Annotated in this window: 18 protein-coding genes; 6 read left to right on the forward strand and 12 right to left on the reverse strand. The window is 69.1% G+C overall.

The genetic code is table 11. From position 1 onward, the window contains the following. The first annotated feature begins 18 nt into the window (after positions 1 to 18). The gene (locus tag FHS42_RS20875) at positions 19 to 483 is read left to right on the forward strand and encodes a nitroreductase family deazaflavin-dependent oxidoreductase (protein ID WP_184574452.1); all 465 of its coding nucleotides are present in this window, start codon (positions 19 to 21) and stop codon (positions 481 to 483) included. Between the two features lie 150 nt (positions 484 to 633). Here FHS42_RS20875 and FHS42_RS20880 read toward each other — a convergent pair whose 3' ends face one another. Continuing rightward, a complete protein-coding gene (locus tag FHS42_RS20880) occupies positions 634 to 1,173 on the reverse strand; it encodes a hypothetical protein (RefSeq protein ID WP_184574150.1) in 540 nt (179 codons plus the stop codon). Between the two features lie 460 nt (positions 1,174 to 1,633). Here FHS42_RS20880 and FHS42_RS20885 point away from each other — a divergent pair, with 460 nt between their 5' ends. Further along, positions 1,634 to 2,833 carry a DUF1266 domain-containing protein gene (locus FHS42_RS20885; RefSeq protein ID WP_184574152.1) on the forward strand — a complete coding sequence of 400 codons (1,200 nt, stop codon included), beginning with the start codon at positions 1,634 to 1,636 and terminating at the stop codon, positions 2,831 to 2,833. Between the two features lie 185 nt (positions 2,834 to 3,018). On the opposite strand, the gene FHS42_RS38690 is transcribed toward FHS42_RS20885, so the two are convergent. Then, a complete protein-coding gene (locus tag FHS42_RS38690; RefSeq protein ID WP_312866967.1) occupies positions 3,019 to 4,101 on the reverse strand; it encodes an alpha/beta hydrolase in 1,083 nt (360 codons plus the stop codon). A 9-nt stretch (positions 4,102 to 4,110) separates the two neighbouring features. Beyond that, positions 4,111 to 5,484: a radical SAM protein gene (locus FHS42_RS20895; protein ID WP_184574154.1), complete on the reverse strand. Its 1,374-nt coding sequence runs from the start codon at positions 5,482 to 5,484 to the stop codon at positions 4,111 to 4,113. Between the two features lie 451 nt (positions 5,485 to 5,935). On the opposite strand from FHS42_RS20895, the gene FHS42_RS20900 reads away from it, so the two are divergent. Beyond that, positions 5,936 to 8,839, forward strand: a complete 2,904-nt coding sequence (locus FHS42_RS20900) for a SpoIIE family protein phosphatase (protein ID WP_184574156.1) — start codon at positions 5,936 to 5,938, stop codon at positions 8,837 to 8,839. Between the two features lie 63 nt (positions 8,840 to 8,902). Here FHS42_RS20900 and FHS42_RS20905 read toward each other — a convergent pair whose 3' ends face one another. From FHS42_RS20905 to FHS42_RS20915, 3 genes are all read right to left on the reverse strand, one after another. Continuing rightward, a complete protein-coding gene (locus FHS42_RS20905) occupies positions 8,903 to 9,322 on the reverse strand; it encodes a YunG family protein (protein WP_184574158.1) in 420 nt (139 codons plus the stop codon). A 29-nt stretch (positions 9,323 to 9,351) separates the two neighbouring features. Continuing rightward, positions 9,352 to 10,317 (reverse strand): D-2-hydroxyacid dehydrogenase family protein, encoded by a 966-nt coding sequence (locus tag FHS42_RS20910; protein WP_184574160.1) that lies wholly within the window; start codon positions 10,315 to 10,317, stop codon positions 9,352 to 9,354. Positions 10,318 to 10,555: 238 nt separating this feature from the next. After that, complete coding sequence (locus FHS42_RS20915) at positions 10,556 to 10,969, reverse strand: arsenate reductase ArsC (protein ID WP_184574162.1); 414 nt, start codon at positions 10,967 to 10,969, stop codon at positions 10,556 to 10,558. A gap of 91 nt (positions 10,970 to 11,060) precedes the next feature. Between FHS42_RS20915 and FHS42_RS20920 the strand changes: the two genes are divergently transcribed. Both FHS42_RS20920 and arsB read left to right on the forward strand, forming a co-directional pair. Beyond that, positions 11,061 to 11,375, forward strand: coding sequence for an ArsR/SmtB family transcription factor (locus FHS42_RS20920; protein WP_184574164.1), 315 nt, complete (start codon positions 11,061 to 11,063; stop codon positions 11,373 to 11,375). Further along, complete coding sequence (arsB, locus tag FHS42_RS20925; protein ID WP_184574165.1) at positions 11,372 to 12,505, forward strand: ACR3 family arsenite efflux transporter; 1,134 nt, start codon at positions 11,372 to 11,374, stop codon at positions 12,503 to 12,505. Before FHS42_RS20920 ends, arsB begins: the two co-directional genes overlap by 4 nt. A gap of 163 nt (positions 12,506 to 12,668) precedes the next feature. Here the strand turns inward: arsB and FHS42_RS20930 are convergent, their stop codons facing one another. Beyond that, positions 12,669 to 13,139 carry an ArsI/CadI family heavy metal resistance metalloenzyme gene (locus FHS42_RS20930; protein WP_184574167.1) on the reverse strand — a complete coding sequence of 157 codons (471 nt, stop codon included), beginning with the start codon at positions 13,137 to 13,139 and terminating at the stop codon, positions 12,669 to 12,671. A 495-nt stretch (positions 13,140 to 13,634) separates the two neighbouring features. Here FHS42_RS20930 and FHS42_RS20935 point away from each other — a divergent pair, with 495 nt between their 5' ends. Further along, positions 13,635 to 13,988 (forward strand): ArsR/SmtB family transcription factor, encoded by a 354-nt coding sequence (locus FHS42_RS20935; RefSeq protein WP_184574169.1) that lies wholly within the window; start codon positions 13,635 to 13,637, stop codon positions 13,986 to 13,988. 124 nt (positions 13,989 to 14,112) lie between these two features. Here FHS42_RS20935 and FHS42_RS20940 read toward each other — a convergent pair whose 3' ends face one another. From FHS42_RS20940 to mtnA, 5 genes are all read right to left on the reverse strand, one after another. Then, the gene (locus FHS42_RS20940; protein ID WP_184574171.1) at positions 14,113 to 14,931 is read right to left on the reverse strand and encodes an S-methyl-5'-thioadenosine phosphorylase; all 819 of its coding nucleotides are present in this window, start codon (positions 14,929 to 14,931) and stop codon (positions 14,113 to 14,115) included. A gap of 141 nt (positions 14,932 to 15,072) precedes the next feature. Next, entirely contained in the window at positions 15,073 to 15,876 is an 804-nt protein-coding gene (mtnC, locus tag FHS42_RS20945) for an acireductone synthase (protein WP_184574173.1), read from the reverse strand. Next, positions 15,873 to 16,457, reverse strand: coding sequence for a 1,2-dihydroxy-3-keto-5-methylthiopentene dioxygenase (locus FHS42_RS20950; RefSeq protein WP_184574175.1), 585 nt, complete (start codon positions 16,455 to 16,457; stop codon positions 15,873 to 15,875). The genes mtnC and FHS42_RS20950 overlap by 4 nt, the downstream gene beginning before the upstream one ends. A gap of 13 nt (positions 16,458 to 16,470) precedes the next feature. Beyond that, positions 16,471 to 17,295, reverse strand: a complete 825-nt coding sequence (mtnB, locus tag FHS42_RS20955) for a methylthioribulose 1-phosphate dehydratase (protein WP_184574177.1) — start codon at positions 17,293 to 17,295, stop codon at positions 16,471 to 16,473. Then, entirely contained in the window at positions 17,292 to 18,392 is a 1,101-nt protein-coding gene (gene mtnA, locus FHS42_RS20960) for an S-methyl-5-thioribose-1-phosphate isomerase (protein WP_312866968.1), read from the reverse strand. Before mtnA ends, mtnB begins: the two co-directional genes overlap by 4 nt. Between the last annotated feature and the right edge of the window lie 1,115 nt (positions 18,393 to 19,507).

Here is a 19,507-nt window from a genome sequence, read left to right on the forward strand (position 1 = left end):
GACGATGGGGTGACCGCAATGCCTCTTGAGGGCGAGTACGGGCCGAGCCCGGCGCAGTGGGTACGCGAACAAGTCGAGCTGTATGAGAGTTCGGACGGCACGCAGGGGGCGACGCTTAGGGACACGGGTCTGCCCGTCGTCATTCTCACGACCCGCGGTGCGAAGAGCGGCAAGATCCGCAAGATTCCTCTGATGCGCGTGGAGCACGAGGGGCAGTATGCGGCCGTGGCATCCAAGGGCGGTTTCCCGCGCCACCCGGTCTGGTACTTCAACGTCAAGGCCGACCCGCGTGTGCAGCTCCAAGACGGCTCTACGCGCCAGGACATGACGGCCCGTGAGATCGACGGGGACGAGAAGGCCGCGTGGTGGGAGCGTGCGGTCGCCGCCTATCCGCCGTACGCCGAGTATCAGGACGCGACTGACCGCGTGATCCCCGTCTTCGTGCTGGAACCCGGGCACGGGCCAGGGCCGACGGATGCCTGACCTTGTCCCGGGTTGCCGGTATGAGGCCGTGGACAAGGCCGGGAACTCAGCGACTACTGCTCAACCCTACGCGTAGGGCCCCATGCCGGCTGAGTAGCGTGGCATGGGGCCCGAGCTGTGTCCCCGTGGCACGGGGACAGTGCGGTCGCGTTACGAGGTGGGCATCTGCCGCGAGAACTCGTCGGTGCCGCTGCCGTTCCAGGTGATGGTCAACTTCTGGCCACCCTCGCTGATTTCCGCCTTGCCCGTCATCGAATCGCCCTGGCAGACCGAGTTGACGTTCATCGCCTCATCGGCGGTGCCGGTGCACGTCATGGTGCCGGCCCGCATGACGAACGAGCTGCCCGAGACGCTCAGAATGCCCACCTGCCCGCTGTCATCGCGCTCCGTGGCGTACCAGATTCCATCGGCGCTGGTGCCGTCGCTGCCACCGGTCGAGCCGGAGCCACCGATCGTGCTGGAGCCGCCCGTCGAGTTCGAACCACCGATAAGACCAGTCGTGTCGGGGCCCGGAATCTTGATTTCGTCACCGCCGTTGGCACCGCCGCCACCGATGGCCGCGCTGTCGCCCTTACCGGGCTTTCCGAACGGCGAGGAGCCGTTGCCGTCGCCGTCGTCGCCACAGCCGGTCAGGGTGAGCGCCAACACCGCGACAGTCGCGGCGGCAGCGATCCTTGTCTTGTTTCGCACAGAGGTCCCCCGTCATGCCCAGATCAATTGCTCGGGAAACGTAGCAGGCCGCAACGGGCGCGAAAGCCCCAAGACGGTGTTCGTTGAAGCACGAGGACACAATCGATATCCAGCCGTTGCAGATCGAGTCGTCCGCACGGCGCACCAACCGGGGCACTTCCGGCTTCCGGGACGGCGGGACGCTCGCGTCCCCCCGCGTTACCCCAGCGCCGCACGCCTACCCGCCTCGCGTTGCACAGCGCTACCCACCCCGCACCGTAATCCGGCGCCGGCGCCGCGCCTCGTGCGCACGTGTGGCCGCAACCGAGCGGGCCGGCCGCACGCCGCGCGGCCCGCGACCATCACCGCCGCTGCACCACGGCGCGCGATGGCTCGTATTCGGCGGTAGGACGCCGTGCGGCCACACCGGAATTGCCTTCGTGCCCATAGAGGGCCACCTCAGCGGGGAATACTGACTGCCATGGGGACGCCGATCATGGGAGCAGCTGCGCAGGTGCCCGCATGGGTGCCGCCGACCGACGTTGAGTGGGCGTTATTCGAGGCGAAGAAGCGACAGGACTGGGACGGCTACCTACGGGTGCTCTTCGGAACGTCAACCTTCGCGTACGCCCCCAAGCACCTCGTAGACGACGATCAGCTCTTCGCCGGGCTCCCGTACATCGCTGCGCACGGCTCGCGGTTTCTCGCCGTGTACACCCGGGGCGAGCTCACGGCACCACGTGCCGGGGAGGTCGCCTGCGATGTCTCCTTGCCGCTGGCCCCCTATGTGTGGTGGGGGGAGAGGTTGCGCGGCATGGTGATCAACCCGGGGACGCCGACGGAAACGTTCTTCCCCGGCGCCCGGCGCAAACGCCGCCGCTGGCTCGCGCTTCGCGACGAGGTGCGCCCGTACGAACGCGAAGGCGACACGGGAGCGCTGCTGACCAAGTACACCGGGCCGCTGCGCGGGCCCCTCGCGGTGGGGCTCGCCTGTGGTGCGCATCTGTCGGTGCATCGGCGCGCGCTGTGGAACGACCTCACCGACGTCTACGCGGACTATCGCGCCGACACCACAATCCTCCGCGAGGCGTGGGGAACGTCCAGCCGGGGCCAGTGGCGCCGCCAACTCGACTTCCTGCTCGCGGGGCGCAACAGCCCACCGCAGCCGGAGTTCGTGCTGCGGGTGCGGCGAGCGATCGCCCGTCGTGCCCCCGGCGCGCACACCGATTCGCAGCTTTGGCAGCGCCTGGCCGTGGACACGCTGCGCGAACGCGGGGGAACCGAGGCCGAATTGGCCGAACTACGCGAGTTGATCCTACGCATCATCCGTTACGAGGCCCGATTCCGGGCAGATGGTCTGCTGCCGCCTGACGGTTACATTGCCTCGGCCTCCGGTTACGACTTCGGGCGTGCGGTGAGCGTCGCCCGCTGGGGGCTGGGCGCCCGGTACACGGAACCCGCCGAGGCAGCGGCGGCCGTGATCCAGGCCGGTGAGCTATGCCGGCGCCACTACACATCGTGGGCGGACTTCTCCGCCGGCTACACCCTGGGCCGGGTCCTGCGCTTCGACGAGGAGTCCTTCGGGCCGATGTACGCATCAGCCCTCGCTCCGCACCGCATCCTCCTCGACAGCCCCAGCAGCCCCTGGCGCACCCTTCCCTTCCAGCCCCTACCGACCTGAGAAACTCGGGGCGGCCCATGCCCATGCCCCTGGCTCGTATCGATGGTGCTTTCGCTGGCGATTGCGGGGTCGTGGCGGGGTCGACTTCGAGGTCAGGCTCGGGGCATAGGGCCGGGGCCGAGTCGCCGGGCCTGGGCCACTGGGCCTGGGCCGAAGCTGTCACCGAGACGTGATCACGGCCATGCTCAAGGACAAGGTCGCAGTGCCCTCTCGGGGCTCGCAGCTTCGTGCTCGGCGGCGCGGCGAGCGCCGCCCGCGAGCACGGCCGCCACAAACCGGCGCCGATCCTTTCCGTGCTTCCGAAACCACCGGCCCAACTGGTGTGTCGCCTGCGTGAGTTCCAGCCGGGTGAACGCCGGTCCCACCGCGAGGGCCTCGGTAACGGCCTCGGTCACAGCCAACGGAATGACCTCATCCACCGTGGGCACGACGAGCACCGTACGGCCCTGGTAGCGGCGCAACACATCCAGCGCACCGGTGCTGCGCCAGCTCTCCGGGGCCCTGATGATCTCGGTGAACCCGGCGCCGAACCGTACGGGCCACGCGCCCTGCGCATAGACGGCGGGCGCACACAGTCCGATGGCCGCCACCCGGTCACCGTAGTGCGCGACGAGGTCGGTGACCGTCTGCCCGCTCATGCTGAAGCCGACCAAAATGAGCCGCTCCGCCCGTGGAACCAGGGCATCGATCACCCCGCACGCCTGCCGAAAACGCCGTTCCAGGCTGAGTTCTCGCAGTTCACCGGTGCTGGCGCCGTGCCCGGAGAAGTCGAAGGCCACCGCCCGGCAGCCCTGATCGACGAACTCCGCCGCCAGCGGCGCAAGCCGCCCTTTGTCTCCGATGCCCGCACCGTGCAGCAGCACAACGGCCAGCCCGCTGCCCTGGGCGGGCTCCGGGCTCGCTGCGGTTGCCGTCGCCACCGGCGCAGCGGGCACGGTGACGGCACAGCTCAGCCGCTCGCCGTCGCACGGAAGGGCCGTCAGTACCGCGGCAGGCACCCCGTCGCACCGCACCGTCTGGTTGTCGTCACCGTTGCCGTTGCCGTTGCCGTCACCGTTGCCGTTGCCGTTGCTCACGTCAGTTCCCCCCTGTTGGGGCCCGTCGCCCCGCGTCGCGGACCCGCCGTCACGGATCGCCACGCTACTGGGGACGTACCAGCCGCCGATACGGGCCGCCATGAACGCCGAAGCCGTGGGTGCGTACCGACCGGGCCCGGCAACTCCGCCACCCTGCGGGCACGCACCCGCCCCTGCAACCTCGCGGCGCATGCACCCGCCTTACGCCAGCGTGCTGCCGGTCCGCTCCGGCGCGTCGGTACCCTCCGCCGCCTCCGTCCCCTCGGGCAGGCTGTCCATGAAGGAGCTGACCGAAAACACGGCGCGGCCGGGCCCGGGCGGGCCATAGCCGGGAGGCGAGGCCAGTCCGTACTCCTCCAGGGTCGCCCGATAGGTCTCCAGCAGCCGGATGTGGTATTCGAGCGGCGCGCCCTGCGGATTGGCCTTGCCCAGCGGCGTAGTGGGCTCGGGGCACCACGTGGTGAAGCGGGGAACGACGCCGTGGGACATAAAGAAACGCAGGCCCTCGGCGGTGGAGTCGATGGCCTCGTTCACGGTCGCGAAACCGAACGGCTGGGCCATCTCCACGCCCGCCACGAAGTTGGGGATCACGTTACGGGCGCCGAATACCTCGGTGGATTCCAGGATGCGCCGGTGCCATTCGTCGCGGCCGACGTAGCGCTCCTTGCCCGGGCAAAACAGCTCGAACAGCCGCTGATCCCAGACCTCGAAATTCGGGTGATAGATCCGGATGCCGTAATCGTGGAAGCGCTGGACGTCGTCGCGGGGCAGCGCCTGCGCGACCACCTTGCCGATCCACCGTCCGGGGAAACGCTCCTCGATGGCCTTCGCGTAATGACCGTAGAAGTCGGCCTCGTCCCGGCCGCCTATATGGGAGGTGATGGAGCCACCGGTCAGCGTGTACGCCTGCGAGGCGTGCGTGGTGTCGTATCGGTCGATGATCTCCAGCGCCTCAAGGACCTCTTCGACGGGCTTAACGCCGGTGTACGGGCGGCCCGCCGCCTTGTGCTGGCGCCAGTTGTGGTTGATATCGCAGTATTGGCACTCCTCCTTGGCGCCGAAATACTGGCACACCCGAAAGACCGTCAGATAAACGAGATAGCCCCACTGGATGGTCGGCGCGACCTCCATCACCGACTTGCCGTTCTCCAATGTGTGCCGGTAGTAGTCCGGCATCGGCGGCAGCCCCACATCGGCGATCCGCGCCCCGTCCAGATACAGCCCGAGCGCCCCATCCTCGCCGGCCCGCACGATGTAGGGGGATTCCGGGTTGACGCGCACGGACACCACGGTGCGGCGCAGCCCGTACGCCCCGCCCGTGAGCACGATCTCCTCCGGCGGCCGATTGAGCGCGGCGGCGCCTAGTTCGGGAAGGGTGCGGTGGTCGAAGGAGAAGATGAAGTACGACTTTGGCTTGACGTCACCGGAAGAACCATCGGCGGTGCCGCTCAACGCGGACTCGTCGAAGGCCATGCCACCTCGCAGCAAGTCCTCCTTGATCACCGCTTCCCTGGGCACCTGCGGGAAGCGTTCCATCAGATCCTCAACCAGCGCGGTCCGACTCTGGCTCGCCATGTTCTGCTCCATCCCTGGCTCCATGGGCACCCACCGGTTCGATGACGTCCCCCGCCCCGGCACTTCATTGGACCAGAGCACCCCGCCAAGGGCGGCGCGGGGGCGGCGCATCGGGCATGTGCCCAGCTCTGGGATCGTGCCCACGGCCACGGGGCACGCAGCGCCCGCCGGGCTGGTCACCGCCTTTGCCGGTCCCCAAGTGGAGCACTTCGGCGTGCTGCGTGCGCGAGGGCCGCTTACCGTGGACGAGCGCGGAGCCTGAGAAACCGCCGCGCGACGTGTGCCGCGGCGCCGGTGCGACGGGGGCGCCGGGCGTACAGTGGCCGTCCGTCGCCCGATGCTGTTGTCTGTCGCCGGTGGCCTGGGCCGCCCGGTGACAGCGGTGCTCACCCCGGCACTGATGAGCCATCGTGGCAGGCGCCGACCAGGACGCCGAGCGAGGTGTACTCGTATGCGACGCGCGGACACGAACAATGACCCGGTATCCGTCCTCAGCGACCCCGCTGGGGCGGTGCTGGACGCCCACGGTGTGATCATGGGCTGGACGCCGGAGGCAGCCAAGCTGCTCGGTCTGACCGGGGAAGAGGCATGCGGTCGGCACATCAGTGAGCTGGTGATGCGACGGGATGAGTGGCGCGAGGCCCTCGATGTGCGCGCCGCAGGCCGCTGGGAAGGGCGCGCGCTGGTACGCCACGCCACCGGTCGCGAATTCTTAGTCGTCTTTCGGGTGCTCACCCTGGGCGGTGACCCGTGTCGCACCGACGCGGCCCGCTATCTCGTACTCGCCGCGTCCGCCACCACCTACGAACGCTGGCGACAGGACATCGCCTTCTCCCACGAACTGTTCTTCCAGGACCGGATGGGCGTCGCCCTGTTCGACGCTCACCTTCGCCTGGTACGCACCAATGCGCACCTGCTCTCCTACACCGGAGTCCCGGCCGAACTCGCGGGGCAAGGACTGGGCAACTTCCTCTACGCGGAGGACGCCGCGGCCATCGAGGAACATCTCGCCGAGGTGCTGCGCACCGGGGATCTACGGCTCGGCGTGGAGGTCTTGGTCCGCACCCTGGACGACCCCAGAAGCGGCCGGCATATGACGATCTCCGCGTTCCGGTTGTGCGATCCGCATGACGGCGGGCTGGTCGGCGTTGCGGCGTTCTTCACCGACATCACGGCGCACGTCCGCGCCCAGCAGCGGCTCGATCTGCTGCATCACGCGGCGGCCGTGCTCGGTGAGTCGCTGTCCATCATCCGTACGTCCGAGGACCTGTCGGGCGTCCTGGTGCCTGCGCTGGCGGACTTGGCGGCCGTGGACCTGGCCGACCCCGTGCTCATCGGCGAGGAGCCCGCACACGACGGGGAGCACTTGTTCGCCCTGCGTCGGATGGCAGTGGCGGGCTCGGACAGCAACCCGTTGCCCACCGGCCCCATGACCCTCAGCAGCATCGACACAACCCGGGCGACGGACATCACCGCGGCGGCCGAGGCCGTTGACAGTTCCCGGGCCGCCACCGTGGCGCGCAACGGGCGTTCCCCTACGGGCCGCGGTGGGGTCATCGCCGATCTACGCCGCACCGCCACGGGCGGCGCAGGTCCGGAGCGTACGAAAAGTACGGGCACGACGGGTAGCACGGGCGACACAGACAGCCCCGCCAGCGCCGCGGGTGCAGCTGCCGCAGAGACCTCAGACACCTCCGACACCGCAGACACCTCAACCGGAGCACGAGGGGAAAGCGACGGCGGCGACCGCGGTAGGGGTCCCCGGCATGGCGAACGCGCCGAGTACGGCAGCCGCAGCGATCAAAGCAACCGTGACGGCGACCGCGGCGACGCCAACGGCCAGCAGCCCGCAGGCGGCGCTTACGGCGAACAGGACGCACCAGACGCACCGGACGCACCGGACGCACACAGCAGCCCACTCAACCAGCACAGCCCACACGGCCAGCACAGCCAGCACAGCCAGCACGGCAGCGACGCCGACGATCGCGACAAGAGCGAGGAAGTGCTGGCCTGGGCCCGATCCGTCCCCGGCGCGCACTCGGTGATGACGGCTCCGCTCCATGCGCGGGGCATTTTGCTGGGGCGGGTGACCGTATGGCGTACGGGAACCACCGCTCCGTTCGACGCGGAGGACCTGACACTCCTTGAGGAAGTCGCCGCACGCGCCGGTCTCGCCGTGGACAACGCCCGGCGCTACACCCGCGAGCGGCGTGCCGCGATCAAGCTTCAGCGCAGCCTGCTGCCGCCGGCGGTCGCCGACGTCGTGGCAGCGGAAACGGCCAGCGTCTATCTACCGACCGATGCCACGCGCGGCGTCGGCGGCGACTGGTTCGATGTCATTCCGCTCTCCTCAGCTCGCGTCGCCCTGGTGGTGGGCGACGTCGTCGGGCACGGTCTCCAGGCCACGGCGACCATGGGGCGGCTACGCACCGCCGTACGGACCTTGGCCGACCTGGATGTTGATCCGGAGGAGCTGCTGACCCACCTCGATGATCTGGTGCTGCAACTGACGGTGGAGGCCGACAGCGACCGGCCGGGCATCGAGGACGGGGCGTCGCACTCGCTGACCGACTCCGTTGGTGCGTCCTGTCTCTACATCACCTACGACCCGGTGACACGGCAGTGCGTCATGGCCAGCGCCGGGCATCCGCCGCCCGCTCTGATCTGCCCGGACGGCACGATCCGGTTTATCGAGCTCGACCCCGGCCCGCCCCTGGGCGTCAGCAGTCTCCCTTTCGAACTCACCGAGGTCGAACTGCCACCAGGCAGCGTCCTCGCGCTCTTCACGGACGGGCTGGTGGAGCGCGGCACCGGCGACGTCGATGTGGGAATGGCCGAGCTACGCGCTCGGTTGCTGCGCGCGGATGTGCTGAACCGGCCGCTGGCGGGCCTGCCTCGGGAGATCGTGTCCGGGCTGCCGCCCAGTCGGCTGCCCGACGATGTGACGCTGCTCCTTGCCCGTATGCGCGTGGTCCCGGAAGCAGACACCGCCGCGTGGGCGTTGGAGGCCGATCCCGCGCGGGTCGCGCGCATCCGCGAGCTGGTGGCCCGCCAACTGTCCGACTGGGGCCTTGAGGAACTGGCGTTCACCACGGAGTTGGTGGTCAGCGAACTGGTCACCAACGCCATCCGGTACGCGGGCGGCCCGGTCGAACTCCGGCTCATCCGGGCCGGCGTCCTGATCTGCGAGGTCTCCGACCCCAGCAGCACCCAGCCCCGCATGCGCCGCGCCCGCGCCACGGATGAGGGTGGGCGCGGCCTGTACTTGGTCGCCCAGCTCACCAGCCGCTGGGGTAGCCGATATACCCGGCACGGCAAGACGATCTGGACGGAACAGCCGCTGCCGGACCGTTGAGTTGCGGGTCCGACGATCGGGACCAGGCCAGAGCCCAGGCGGGCGCGCTCGCGCAGCCTGCCGTCACGCCCGAACGGGCTCCTTTACCGCCTCTTGTTGCTGCGGCGTCCCCAGCTTTGTCAGCACCCGCTCCCGCAGCAGTTCGTACTCCTCGCGCAGGCGCACGATCTCGGCCGGACGCGGGACGACGGTCCCACCGCTGACGATCTCCTCGGGCGCGAACTGCTCGCGCGTCAGGTCGATGTCAACGCCCATGCCCAGCCGATTCCACCAGTGGAAGTCCGTCTGTTTCCCGTCCACATGCACCTTCCCCCTGATCAGATCACCGCCGAGCAGGTCGTTGAGCACCATGGCGGTCACACCGCATTGGTCCCTGGCCGGGTTGTCAGGGGTCCATGTGGCCCGGGACTCCGGTGTGCAGGTGTCTGCGCCCCAGCTCGCGCGGACGGCTTGTTCGATGTCAGTGAGCAGCCAGTACGTCATGAACTCAGGCTCGCACGAGGCACTGACAATCACGCCGGGCCGAGGCAGCGCACGGGTGTCCCCGCCAGGTACGCCTGAATGTTCTCCACGGCCTGCCCGTAGTAGGTGCGGTAGTTGTCTCGCGTGACATAGCCCAGGTGCGGGGTGGCCAGCAGCCGAGGCGCCGACCGCATCGGGTGCGCGGCGGGCAGTGGCTCCACGTCGAAGACATCGACCGCGGCGCCGGCGATGGTGCCCGCGTGGAGTGCGGCCAAGAGCGCGGCTTGATCGACGATCGCGGCACGTGAGGTGTTGACCAGGTAAGCGGTCGGCTTCAGCAGGGCCAACTCGGCGGCCCCCACCAGTCCGAGGGTGCGCGCGCCGAGCGCCAAGTGTACGGAGACGAAGTCGCTGCTTCGCAGGAGTTCGTCCCGGGTGCCGGCATGGCGTACCCCGACCTCTCGGGCCCGTTCCCGGGTGAGGTTTTGGCTCCAGGCGACCACCTCCATGCCGAAGGCCAAGCCGATCTGGGCCACCCGGCCGCCGATCTTTCCCAGGCCCAACAGGCCAAGGCGTTGACCCGCGAGGTCGGCGCCGACCGTGTTCTGCCAGGGGCCGCCGTCGCGTAGCACCTCGCTCTCCGCGACGATGCCTCGGGCGAGGCCGAGCAGCAGCGCCCAGGTCAGCTCGACCGGCGGCGTCGGCGAGCTCGCCGTGCCGCACACCGTCACCCCGTGCGCCTTGGCGGCGGCGAAGTCGATCGCGGAGTTCCGCATGCCGGAGGCGATGAGCAGCCGCAACCTGGGCAGTCGCGCGAAGAGCTCGGCGGGGAAGGGCACGCGCTCGCGAAGCGTGACGACTATCTCGTAATCGGCCAAGGCCGCGACGAGCGCGTCTTCGCTGCCGAAGTGCTCGGCGAAGGTGATGACTTCCACGTCGTCGGCCAGGACCGACCAGTCGGCGCTGGACATCGCCGCGCCCTGGAAGTCGTCGAGGACGGCACATCGCTGCTTCATATCGGTGTTCTCCCAGGTGGTGACCGTGCGGCAAGGTACCCCTTGCCTACCGCATCCACCTCGGCGCCCCGCACACCGCCCCGAGCAAGCGGCCCGACCGGCCAGGCTCTGACGGAGCTACGGGCATCTCAGGCCCGATATGTCCGCCGCGTCGCCCCGCGGGCGTTGCGCGTAGCTTCACGGGCGTTGCGCGTAGCGCCGCTTCACGGGCGTTGCGCGTAGCGCCGCTTCGCGTGGGTTACGCGGTCGCTTCCGGGGCAATCTCCGCGATCAGGTTCTCCACGCGCCGCTTGATCTCATCGCGGAGGGGGCGTACGGCCTCGATGCCTTGGCCTGCCGGGTCGTCCAGCGTCCAGTCGAGGTAGCGCTTGCCGGGAAAGACGGGGCAGGTGTCGCCGCAGCCCATCGTGATGCAGACATCCGACGCCTTGACCGCATCGACGGTGAGGATCTTGGGCGTCTGGGCAGCGATGTCGATGCCGACCTCCCGCATCACCTCGACGGCGGCCGGGTTCACCTGGTCGGCCGGAGCGGAACCGGCAGAGCGGACCTCGATGCGGTCACCGGCCAGCTCAGCGAGCCAAGCGGCGGCCATCTGGGAGCGGCCGGCGTTGTGCACGCAGACGAACAGCACAGAAGGTTTTTCGGTCATGGGGAGGGCTCTCTTGTCTCTCATGGAGTCAGGCGCCATTGATGTCAGCGCGTACTGGCATCAGCGACCACTGATGTGACAGTATCAGCCCATGATGACGTCAGTCGATCCTGACTTGATCCGGATTATCGCCGACCCACTTCGGCTCCAGATCGTGCAACTGCTGGCCCGCGAGACGCTGTGCACCATCCACCTGGTGGAGGAGACCGGCGCACGGCAGACCAACCTCTCCAACCATCTGCGGGTGCTCCGTGAGGCCGGGGTCGTGGAGACCGAGCCGTGTGGCCGCTTCACCTACTACAAGCTCCGGCCGGAGGTCCTCACCGCGCTGGCGGAGCAGTTCACCGCGCTGGCCGACAGCGCCCGTACGACGATCGACACCTCCCGAAAGAGGCCGTGCCCGTGACCCCGACAGATGCCCCCGCCATCGGCGATCCGGCGCCCCCTACGGACGCCGGCGTCGTCGCCAAGCTGTCCACGCTCGACCGCTTTCTCGCGGTGTGGATTCTCGTCGCCATGGCCGGTGGTCTCGGTCTGGGTCGGGCCATTCCGGGCCTGGACAACGCGCTGGCCACGATGGAGATCGGCGGCATCTCGCTGCCGATCGCGCTCGGCCTGCTGATCATGATGTATCCGGTACTCGCCAAGGTGCGTTACGACAAGCTCGACGCGGTCACCGGTGACCGCAGGCTGATGGCATCCTCGCTGGCCATCAACTGGATCTTCGGGCCGGCCGTGATGTTCGCGCTGGCCTGGATCTTCCTGCCCGACCTGCCCGAGTACCGCACGGGGTTGATCATCGTCGGCCTGGCCCGCTGCATCGCGATGGTCATCATCTGGAACGACCTCGCCTGCGGCGACCGCGAAGCCGCCGCCGTACTGGTGGCGCTGAACTCGGTCTTCCAGGTGGTGATGTTCGGCGTGCTGGGCTGGTTCTACCTCGACTTGTTGCCCGGCTGGCTGGGCCTGGGCGACGGTGAGCACCTCGATATCTCCATCGGAAAAATCGCCCTCAATGTCGGGATCTTCCTCGGCCTACCACTCATCGCCGGATTCCTCACCCGCCACCTGGGCGAGCGGCGGCTAGGCCGCGCACGCTACGAGACGAGTTTCCTGCCGCGGATCGGGCCGTGGGCGCTGTACGGACTGCTGTTCACGATCGTGCTCCTCTTCGCCCTCCAAGGCGACACCATCACCAACGAGCCCCTGGACGTTGCCCGGATCGCACTGCCGCTGCTGATCTACTTCGCCACGATGTGGTTCGGCACCTTCGCTTTGGGCAAGGCCATCGGCCTCCCCTACGACCGCACCGCCACACTCGCCTTCACCGCCGCGGGCAACAACTTCGAACTGGCCATCGCCGTCGCCATCGGCACCTTCGGCGTCACCAGCGGCCAGGCCCTGTCCGGAGTCGTCGGCCCTTTGATCGAGGTGCCGGTACTCGTCGCCCTGGTGTACGTGTCGCTGGCCTGGCGCAAGCGATTCGCGGCGGACGCCCTGACCACGACGGCCTCCCCACGCGCCGGGGGAGGTTGACCCTCTCCGCGGCACGCCGGGGGCCACCGCGAAAGCGCTATGGGGCGGGGCCAGCAGCCCGGTGGTACTCCGCGTCTCGCACGCCCCAGCGGTCGCATGTGCCTGGCCCAACCGCCCCCCGTTGACGGTCGGTTGGCCCAGCACAGCGACGTATGAGCGCGTCCTAGACTCGCGCCGCCCCTCCCCCGGCCGCCGGGGCGCAACAGGCGCCGGCCTCGTCTGCGGTCGGCTGCACCGGGGAGCCGGCGGCGCTGGCACCGAGGGTGTCGGCGTCCGCCTTGACCACGTAGACCTCCCACGGCTCCTGGCCCGGGCCGTGCACCCAGACCTTGTCCTGGACGGCGTAGCAGCAGGAGGTGTCGTTCTCCTCAAACGTTGCCAAGCCGGCCCCCTTGAGGCGGTCGGCCGCCGCCGTGACCTGGCCGGTCTCTTCGACCTCGATGCCCAGGTGATCCAGGGCCGTGAGCTGGCCTTCCTCACCTTCGATGAGAACGAGCTTGAGGGGCGGCGAGGCGATGGCGAAGTTGGCGTATCCCGCTCGGCGCTTGGCGGGCTCCGCGCCGAGCAGCTTGGAGTAGAAGGCGATCGATCCTTCGAGGTCGGCGACGCGCAGGGCGAGTTGGATACGGGACATGACCCCTCCATGAGGGTTGTGATGGACATGATAGAGGCGTGGGTAGGCGCACTGGGGGCGCGCCGGGTTGGCGCGCTCGCATGGCGGGCGGAGGTAACTGCCCCCACCGTGCGCTACGAAGCCGCCGATCGGGGCCTTCGCTCCCCACACAGCCCATCGTGGCACCTAGTTTCGACAACAGTCAACATAGACAGCTATCGAATTATCGCCCGGGAACCCCCCGCCGGCACGTACCGCCCCGCCCCAAGCCCATTGGGCACCGCACCACTCACGACTCACGGCACACGGCACACGACACACGACACACGACGAACTCCGTACGGTGTCAGCGTCAATCACCAGGCCGATCACCATCCGCCACGGCGAGCACGCGCACCGTGGCCGCCCCGGCGGCTACGCCGAACTTTTCGGCACACCGCGCCGGCCAGTCACCCTCGGATACCCCCTCATTGCCTGTTCTTGGCATCGCCCGGAAACGGGTGTCACCATGGGCAGATGCCCACGCTCCGCGAGACGGCCGCCACCACACGCGTTCAGCCGTGCTGCCCTCCCCTCACCCGGCAGGAACTGTCCTCGGCGGACGCGGAAGTGATGGCCGCCATGTTCAAGGCGCTGAGCGACCCAGTCCGGTTGCGACTCTTCTCCAAGGTCGCCTCGCACCCGGACGGCGAGGCATGTGTGTGCGACATCGCCGACGTCGGCGTCTCCCAGCCCACCGTCAGCCACCACCTCAAAAAGCTCCGCGAAGCGGGCCTGCTGCTGGCCGATCGGCGCGGCACCTGGATCTATTACCGCGTCGTGCCCTCCGTGCTGGCCGCCATGTCCGGCATGCTCAGCGACTCGGCCTGAGCCGACCACTACGCGCTCACCACCCCGGGCTCGCCACCCGACGCCCACATCAACCGCGCTCCACCAGCCCCCGCCCCAACTCGCCAACTCGCCGCACGTGTTGGCCCGCCGAGCGGGTGCTGGCTCAGGGGAGGTCGAACGGCAGGGTCAGCCCGTCAAGCACGCGGGCGCACGGGTAGTCGTCGCCCTCGGGGAGTAGGCCGATGGCTTCGATGACCATGCCGCGCAACCGCTCCGTGTTCTGCGCGAAGACGGCGAAGACCTCCTCCTGCGCGACGCTCTCCGTGGCGTCGATACCGGCGTCCCGATCCGTCACCAGGGCGACCGCGGCATAGCTGAGAGCGAGTTCACGGGCCAGCACGGCCTCTGGGTGCCCGGTCATGTTCACCAATGACCAACCGGCCGCGGCGAACCACTGCGATTCCGCGCGGGTGGAGAACCTGGGCCCCTCGACCACCACCATCGTCCCACCGTCAACGGCCTTGATCCCCTGTGCCGCCGCGGCCTTGAGCAGCGCCGTGCGGCCCTCCTGGCAGTACGGATCAGCAAAAGAAACATGGACCGCGCCCTCGTCGTAAAAGGTCTGGGCGCGGCCACTGGTCCGGTCCACGAGTTGGTCGGGCACGACGACGGTGCCGGGGCCCAACTCGTCCTGGAGGGAGCCGACCGCACAGGGGGCGAGCACCCGGCGCACCCCCAACGACCGCAAGGCCCAAAGGTTTGCCCGGTAGTTGATCCGATGGGGCGGCAAGCGGTGCCCGCGGCCGTGCCGGGGCAAGAACGCCACCGTACGACCCTGGACACTGCCCACGGTGAGGGCGTCCGATGGCGCGCCGTACGGCGTGTCCACCACCATCTCTTCGGCGTCCTCGAAGAGTTGGTAGAACCCACTCCCCCCGATCACTCCGATATCGGCCCGCCGGCCGCTGTTCTGGGCCGTCATGCCCGTCCTCTCTATGCGTCTGTGGGGGTTCCACTGGTCTGGCCGATGTTGCGCGTCATGTGGGCCTCGTCGAGCCCCTTGACTCACGTGGGCCTCGTCGAGCCCGTTCGGCTCGACGAAGCCTCCGGGCCCTCCCGGGCCTCACGCTCCCGTGGTGCCCGTGACGTCTGCGGTGCCTGGCGTGTGTCCAGTGTCGGTACGAGCCGGCGCCATGGGGCCGGCCGCCGGGGCGGCACCGGGCGGCACATCTGGCAGGACCTCCTGGAGGCTCGCCACGGTGCGGTGCCCGGTCACCGGGCCCCCCCGCGGGTCATCTGGCCGCCGCACGGCCACGGTCTGCCACCCCGCGCTGGCCGCCGCGTCGAGTTCCTCCCCCACATCGCTGAGGAAAAGCGTCGCCTCGGCGGATACACCCAGGCGGTCGGTGATGGTCCGATACGAGGCGGGCTCCCGCTTGCTGCCTGCGCTGAGCAGGTCGAAGTAGCCACACAGCAACCCTCCGAGGTCACCGTGGTCGCTGTACGCGAACCAATATCGCTGTGCCTCCTGTGACCCGGATGAGTAGATGTAGCGTTCGATACCCGCCCGCTGCCAGCGGTCTAGGGCCAACGGCACATCGTCGTAGACATGCCCGGTCAGCTCACCGTTCGCATAGCCATCGGCCCAGATCAGCCCCTGTACGTGCTTGAGCGGTGGCGCCTTGACGTTCGCGTCGGACCAGGCGATGAGCGCTGTGGCTGCGCCGTCCTCGTCAAGTACGGGCTCGCCGGCGAGGACCCGAGTCTCCCGCAGGACCTGCGTCCAGGCCGGATCTCCACGGTGAGCGGCGAGCCAGTTGGCGATGCGCTGCCTCGCGTACGGGAAGAGCACCTCGTGCACATGGGAGGCGGAACCAGTGGTCCCTTCGATGTCCAGGACCACCGCGCGTACATGCGTTTCGGTCATGCCGCCGCGTCCGCCGCCAGCAGCGCGTCCAGCCGCGGGAAGCGCTGGGCAATGGGGTCACCGGTGAAGTCGCCCACCCAGCCGTCCTTCTTCTCGAAGAAGCGGATCGCGGCGAACTCCGGGCGCGGGCCCATGTCGAACCAGTGTGGGGTGCCTGCCGGTACGGAGAGCAGGTCGCCCGCCTCGCACACGACCGCGTAAACCCGCTCGTTGAGGTGCAGGTAGAAGCAGCCCGTGCCATGGGCGAAGAAACGCACCTCGTCCTCGGCGTGCCGGTGTTCTTCGAGGAAGGTGGCGCGTGCCGTAGTGGCCCGCTCCTGCCACTCGGGGCCGTCTTCGGGGTGGAGTTGGGCAACATCGACCAGGTCGAGGCCGTCACGCGCGCAGAGCTCGGCCACCTCGGTGCGGTAGCGCGCGAGCACCTCATCCTGGCTGGTGTCCGGAGCGATGGCGCCGCGCAGCGGCCAACGGCTGAACGAGACCGAGCAGGCGCGCAGCGCTTCGGCGATGCGCGCCTGCTCACGGGTGCGCAACAGCACCTGCCCTGGCGCGTCGTCGGGCATGACCTGGAGCAGTGTCATGGGATCAGCTTCCTTAGTCGTTCGCGGCCTGCGGACCAGTTCCGGTGAGCAGCAGCAGTTGGCAGATCGCCTCCAGGCACTCCAGCCGGTCGCGCGCCTGGGCGAGGTCACGCCCCCAGGTGGTGATGCCGTGGTCGGCGATGAGGAGGCCCGGGGGCGCGTGGGGTGTGCTGGCCAGTCGGCTGGCCACGTCCGCCGCGATGCGCGGCACTTCGGGCCAGTTGGGGAAGACGGGCACGTCGGTACGGGTGGGGTCCGCGAGGCCAAGTCCCTTCAGGAGCTCGAACCGCTCGACCCGCAGCATCCGCAGTCGCGTGGGGTGCCCAGTGCGGGAGGCTATGGCTGTGGCATACGGGGAATGGACGTGGATGACCGCGCGGGCGTGTGTCGTGCCGTAGACGGCGCAGTGGATCGCCGTCTCCGCGGACGCCCGCAACTCCCCGCGGCTCACCTCCGCCCCGGTGTCCGCGTGCACGACGACCATGTCACGCGCCGTCAACTCGCCCTTGGCCCGCCCGCTGGCGGTAATCAGCACGGTCGCCCCGGGGCGTCGCACCGAGAGATTGCCCGCGGTGCCGGGCATCCAGCCGCGCCCGTACAACGTCCGCGAGAATGCTGTCAGTTGCTGCGCATCCTGGTCGGAAGCGGTCTCGTCTGGTGCGGTCTCCTCCGGTGCGGTTTCGTCTGGTGCGGTCTCCTCCGGTGCGGTCTGGTTGCATACGGTTCGATCGGCCGCAGCCTGGTCGCCCAAGGGTGCGTCCTCCACAGCTCGGCCCCTCCCGTACGCCTCAACCGCGGCTCCGTCACGCCCGTACGCCTCGTCGGCAGCCGGGGTCATGCCGTGACTCCGCTGCGTGCGCCACGGTCGGTCGCCGCCTGCGGTGGGCTGCCCTGCGCAACCTGCACAGCTTGCACAGCAGCGGGCAAGAACACCTGATCCTCCGAGACGATTGCGGTGATCAGATCGGCGGGAGTGACATCGAAGGCGGGGTTGTACGCGCCGGCGTCAGCGGGAGTGGTGACGACGCCAGCGAACGCGGTGACTTCCGCGGGGTCACGCTCCTCGATGACGATCCCCGAGCCATCGGCAAGCGCGCGGTCCCAAGTGGACTCGGGGGCGACGACCACAAAGGGAATGCCGTGCCGCGCGGCGGCGATGGCGAGCCCATAGGTGCCGATCTTGTTCGCGACATCCCCGTTCGCGGCGATGCGATCCGCCCCCACCAGCACACAGTCCACCAGCCCTTGGGCCATCGCGGCGGGCGCGGCGGAGTCCACGCACACCCGGTACGGCACGCTGGCCTGCCCCAACTCCCAGGCGGTGAGCCGGGCACCCTGCAACAGCGGCCGGGTCTCGTCCACCAGGACCTCGTGGACCAGGCCACGCCTGCCGAGCTCGATGATCACGCCGAGTGCGGTGCCGACCGCGGCAGTGGCCAGCCGGCCGGTGTTGCAGTGGGTCAGTAGGCGCATCGGCCTCCTGGGGACGCGGGAAAGCACCAGTTCGCAGGCCCGCGCTACGGCGGCCCCGTTGACCGCGGCGTCCTCATCGAGCATGGCCGTGGCCTCGGCCAGCACGGCATCGGGCCCAGCGGCGAGCCGTCCGATGGCCCGCTTGACGGCCCAGGCCAAGTTGACGGCGGTGGGCCGGGCGCTGGAAAGGCGTGCGGCGTCGGCCCGTACCGCGGCCTCATCGACCACGCCATCGAGCCGGTGCCGGTAGGCCGAGAGCGCCACGCCCAGGGCGCCGGCCAAACCGATGGCCGGTGCGCCCCGGATGGCCAGTGATCTGATGGCCTCGACGACGTCGTCCACCGTCTCCAGCCGCAGGACCCGCGTCTCACCGGGCAGCGCCCGCTGATCGACGGCCAGGACACCACCGCCGTCCCACGTGAGCGACGGCTGCTCAACTGGCACGTCAACTGGCACGTTCACTGCCCGCCTCCCCTCCCCTGCGACTCTTCTACCGTTCTTGCTGCGGTTTGCCTACGGCTACGCCGCGGCTTTTTGCCTGCGGCCCGACCCTTTCGCGGCCCGGTCGCACCTCGCACGGCAGGGCCCACCGAAGGCGACCGAATCGCTTCGGGCGCGAGTCGATCGCGGCGACCCCCGCGGTCGCCGTGCGGCCACCGCTTCGGCCCAGCCAGTCCGGTCGGCATAGCGCGTGGCCTCGCCACACCCAGGCCACACAGCCACACAAGAAGACTATATGAAAATGATAACCACTTCGCTAGGGGTGTCGCTGCCCGTCCGGCACAGGATCGAGGTCACGGACGCCCCGGGTGAGTGGCGAGCGTGCCAAGCGGTCTCAGCGGGGCGCTGCCGACCGCGCTCCCTCGCTCCATGCCCAGCCGGCGGCGGCGGCACGTGTGCGTTGCGGTGCCCGCCACGGAAAAGCGACGGCGTCCTATGGGCGCACGATCAGGCCCATTCCCTGTGTCGGCCTCATTCCGCCTCCCCGAGCAACCCAAAAACGCATCACCGGCTGAAAAGGCCCCCCGGCCCGCACATTGCGGGCATGTCAAATCTTCGGGCGGCGGACGCAAGGCAACACCGTACGGCCCGAACCCGGCGCCACCACCCGCACCGTGCCCCTCAACACGGCGCACAGCGACCCGTACCCGCAGCGGGGCCCGGTCTGCCGCCGATCGTAAGTGCGCCCCTCACTGGTCTGTCAACGGCGCCTCAACGGCCCGTCGATGGGGCATATGACGCGTACAAAACCGGTCAAGGCCCGTCCGGCATCCGGGCAGATGGTTGACGAAAGGCACAACCTACTGGTCCATTAGTTGCGTGAAGGGACAGCAGCGTTTGGTCACCCGCGACCACATCGACTTCGGTCGAGTGTGGTCCGCCGCGTGTTGAAGCTGACGCAGCAGCGAGCTGTGTGACCGGCTCCTCCCTCCTTCGGTAACCCCGTCGCGGGTCGATCTCCCCTCGCGTTTCCTCGGACGCACCGTCGTCGCCTGCGGGCCTGTGAGCCGCCTGCGCACGGCCCGTGCGCCCATCAGCGCACTGCCGCTGCCCACCCCGCCCGATGGCTCGGGCAC

The sequence above is a fragment of the Streptomyces zagrosensis genome (assembly GCF_014203645.1).
In the GTDB taxonomy this organism is placed as follows: domain Bacteria; phylum Actinomycetota; class Actinomycetes; order Streptomycetales; family Streptomycetaceae; genus Streptomyces; species Streptomyces zagrosensis.

Excerpts from the sequence above, each read along its gene's own strand:
- FHS42_RS20875 (WP_184574452.1), top strand. The coding sequence starts at position 19 with ATGCCTCTTGAGGGCGAGTACGGGCCGAGCCCGGCGCAGTGGGTACGC.
- FHS42_RS20885 (WP_184574152.1), top strand. The coding sequence starts at position 1,634 with ATGGGGACGCCGATCATGGGAGCAGCTGCGCAGGTGCCCGCATGGGTG.
- FHS42_RS38690 (WP_312866967.1), bottom strand. The coding sequence starts at position 4,101 with ATGCGCCGCGAGGTTGCAGGGGCGGGTGCGTGCCCGCAGGGTGGCGGA.
- FHS42_RS20895 (WP_184574154.1), bottom strand. The coding sequence starts at position 5,484 with ATGGCGAGCCAGAGTCGGACCGCGCTGGTTGAGGATCTGATGGAACGC.
- FHS42_RS20900 (WP_184574156.1), top strand. The coding sequence starts at position 5,936 with ATGCGACGCGCGGACACGAACAATGACCCGGTATCCGTCCTCAGCGAC.
- FHS42_RS20905 (WP_184574158.1), bottom strand. The coding sequence starts at position 9,322 with ATGACGTACTGGCTGCTCACTGACATCGAACAAGCCGTCCGCGCGAGC.
- FHS42_RS20910 (WP_184574160.1), bottom strand. The coding sequence starts at position 10,317 with ATGAAGCAGCGATGTGCCGTCCTCGACGACTTCCAGGGCGCGGCGATG.
- FHS42_RS20915 (WP_184574162.1), bottom strand. The coding sequence starts at position 10,969 with ATGACCGAAAAACCTTCTGTGCTGTTCGTCTGCGTGCACAACGCCGGC.
- FHS42_RS20920 (WP_184574164.1), top strand. The coding sequence starts at position 11,061 with ATGATGACGTCAGTCGATCCTGACTTGATCCGGATTATCGCCGACCCA.
- FHS42_RS20930 (WP_184574167.1), bottom strand. The coding sequence starts at position 13,139 with ATGTCCCGTATCCAACTCGCCCTGCGCGTCGCCGACCTCGAAGGATCG.
- FHS42_RS20935 (WP_184574169.1), top strand. The coding sequence starts at position 13,635 with ATGCCCACGCTCCGCGAGACGGCCGCCACCACACGCGTTCAGCCGTGC.
- FHS42_RS20940 (WP_184574171.1), bottom strand. The coding sequence starts at position 14,931 with ATGACGGCCCAGAACAGCGGCCGGCGGGCCGATATCGGAGTGATCGGG.
- mtnC (WP_184574173.1), bottom strand. The coding sequence starts at position 15,876 with ATGACCGAAACGCATGTACGCGCGGTGGTCCTGGACATCGAAGGGACC.
- FHS42_RS20950 (WP_184574175.1), bottom strand. The coding sequence starts at position 16,457 with ATGACACTGCTCCAGGTCATGCCCGACGACGCGCCAGGGCAGGTGCTG.
- mtnB (WP_184574177.1), bottom strand. The coding sequence starts at position 17,295 with ATGACCCCGGCTGCCGACGAGGCGTACGGGCGTGACGGAGCCGCGGTT.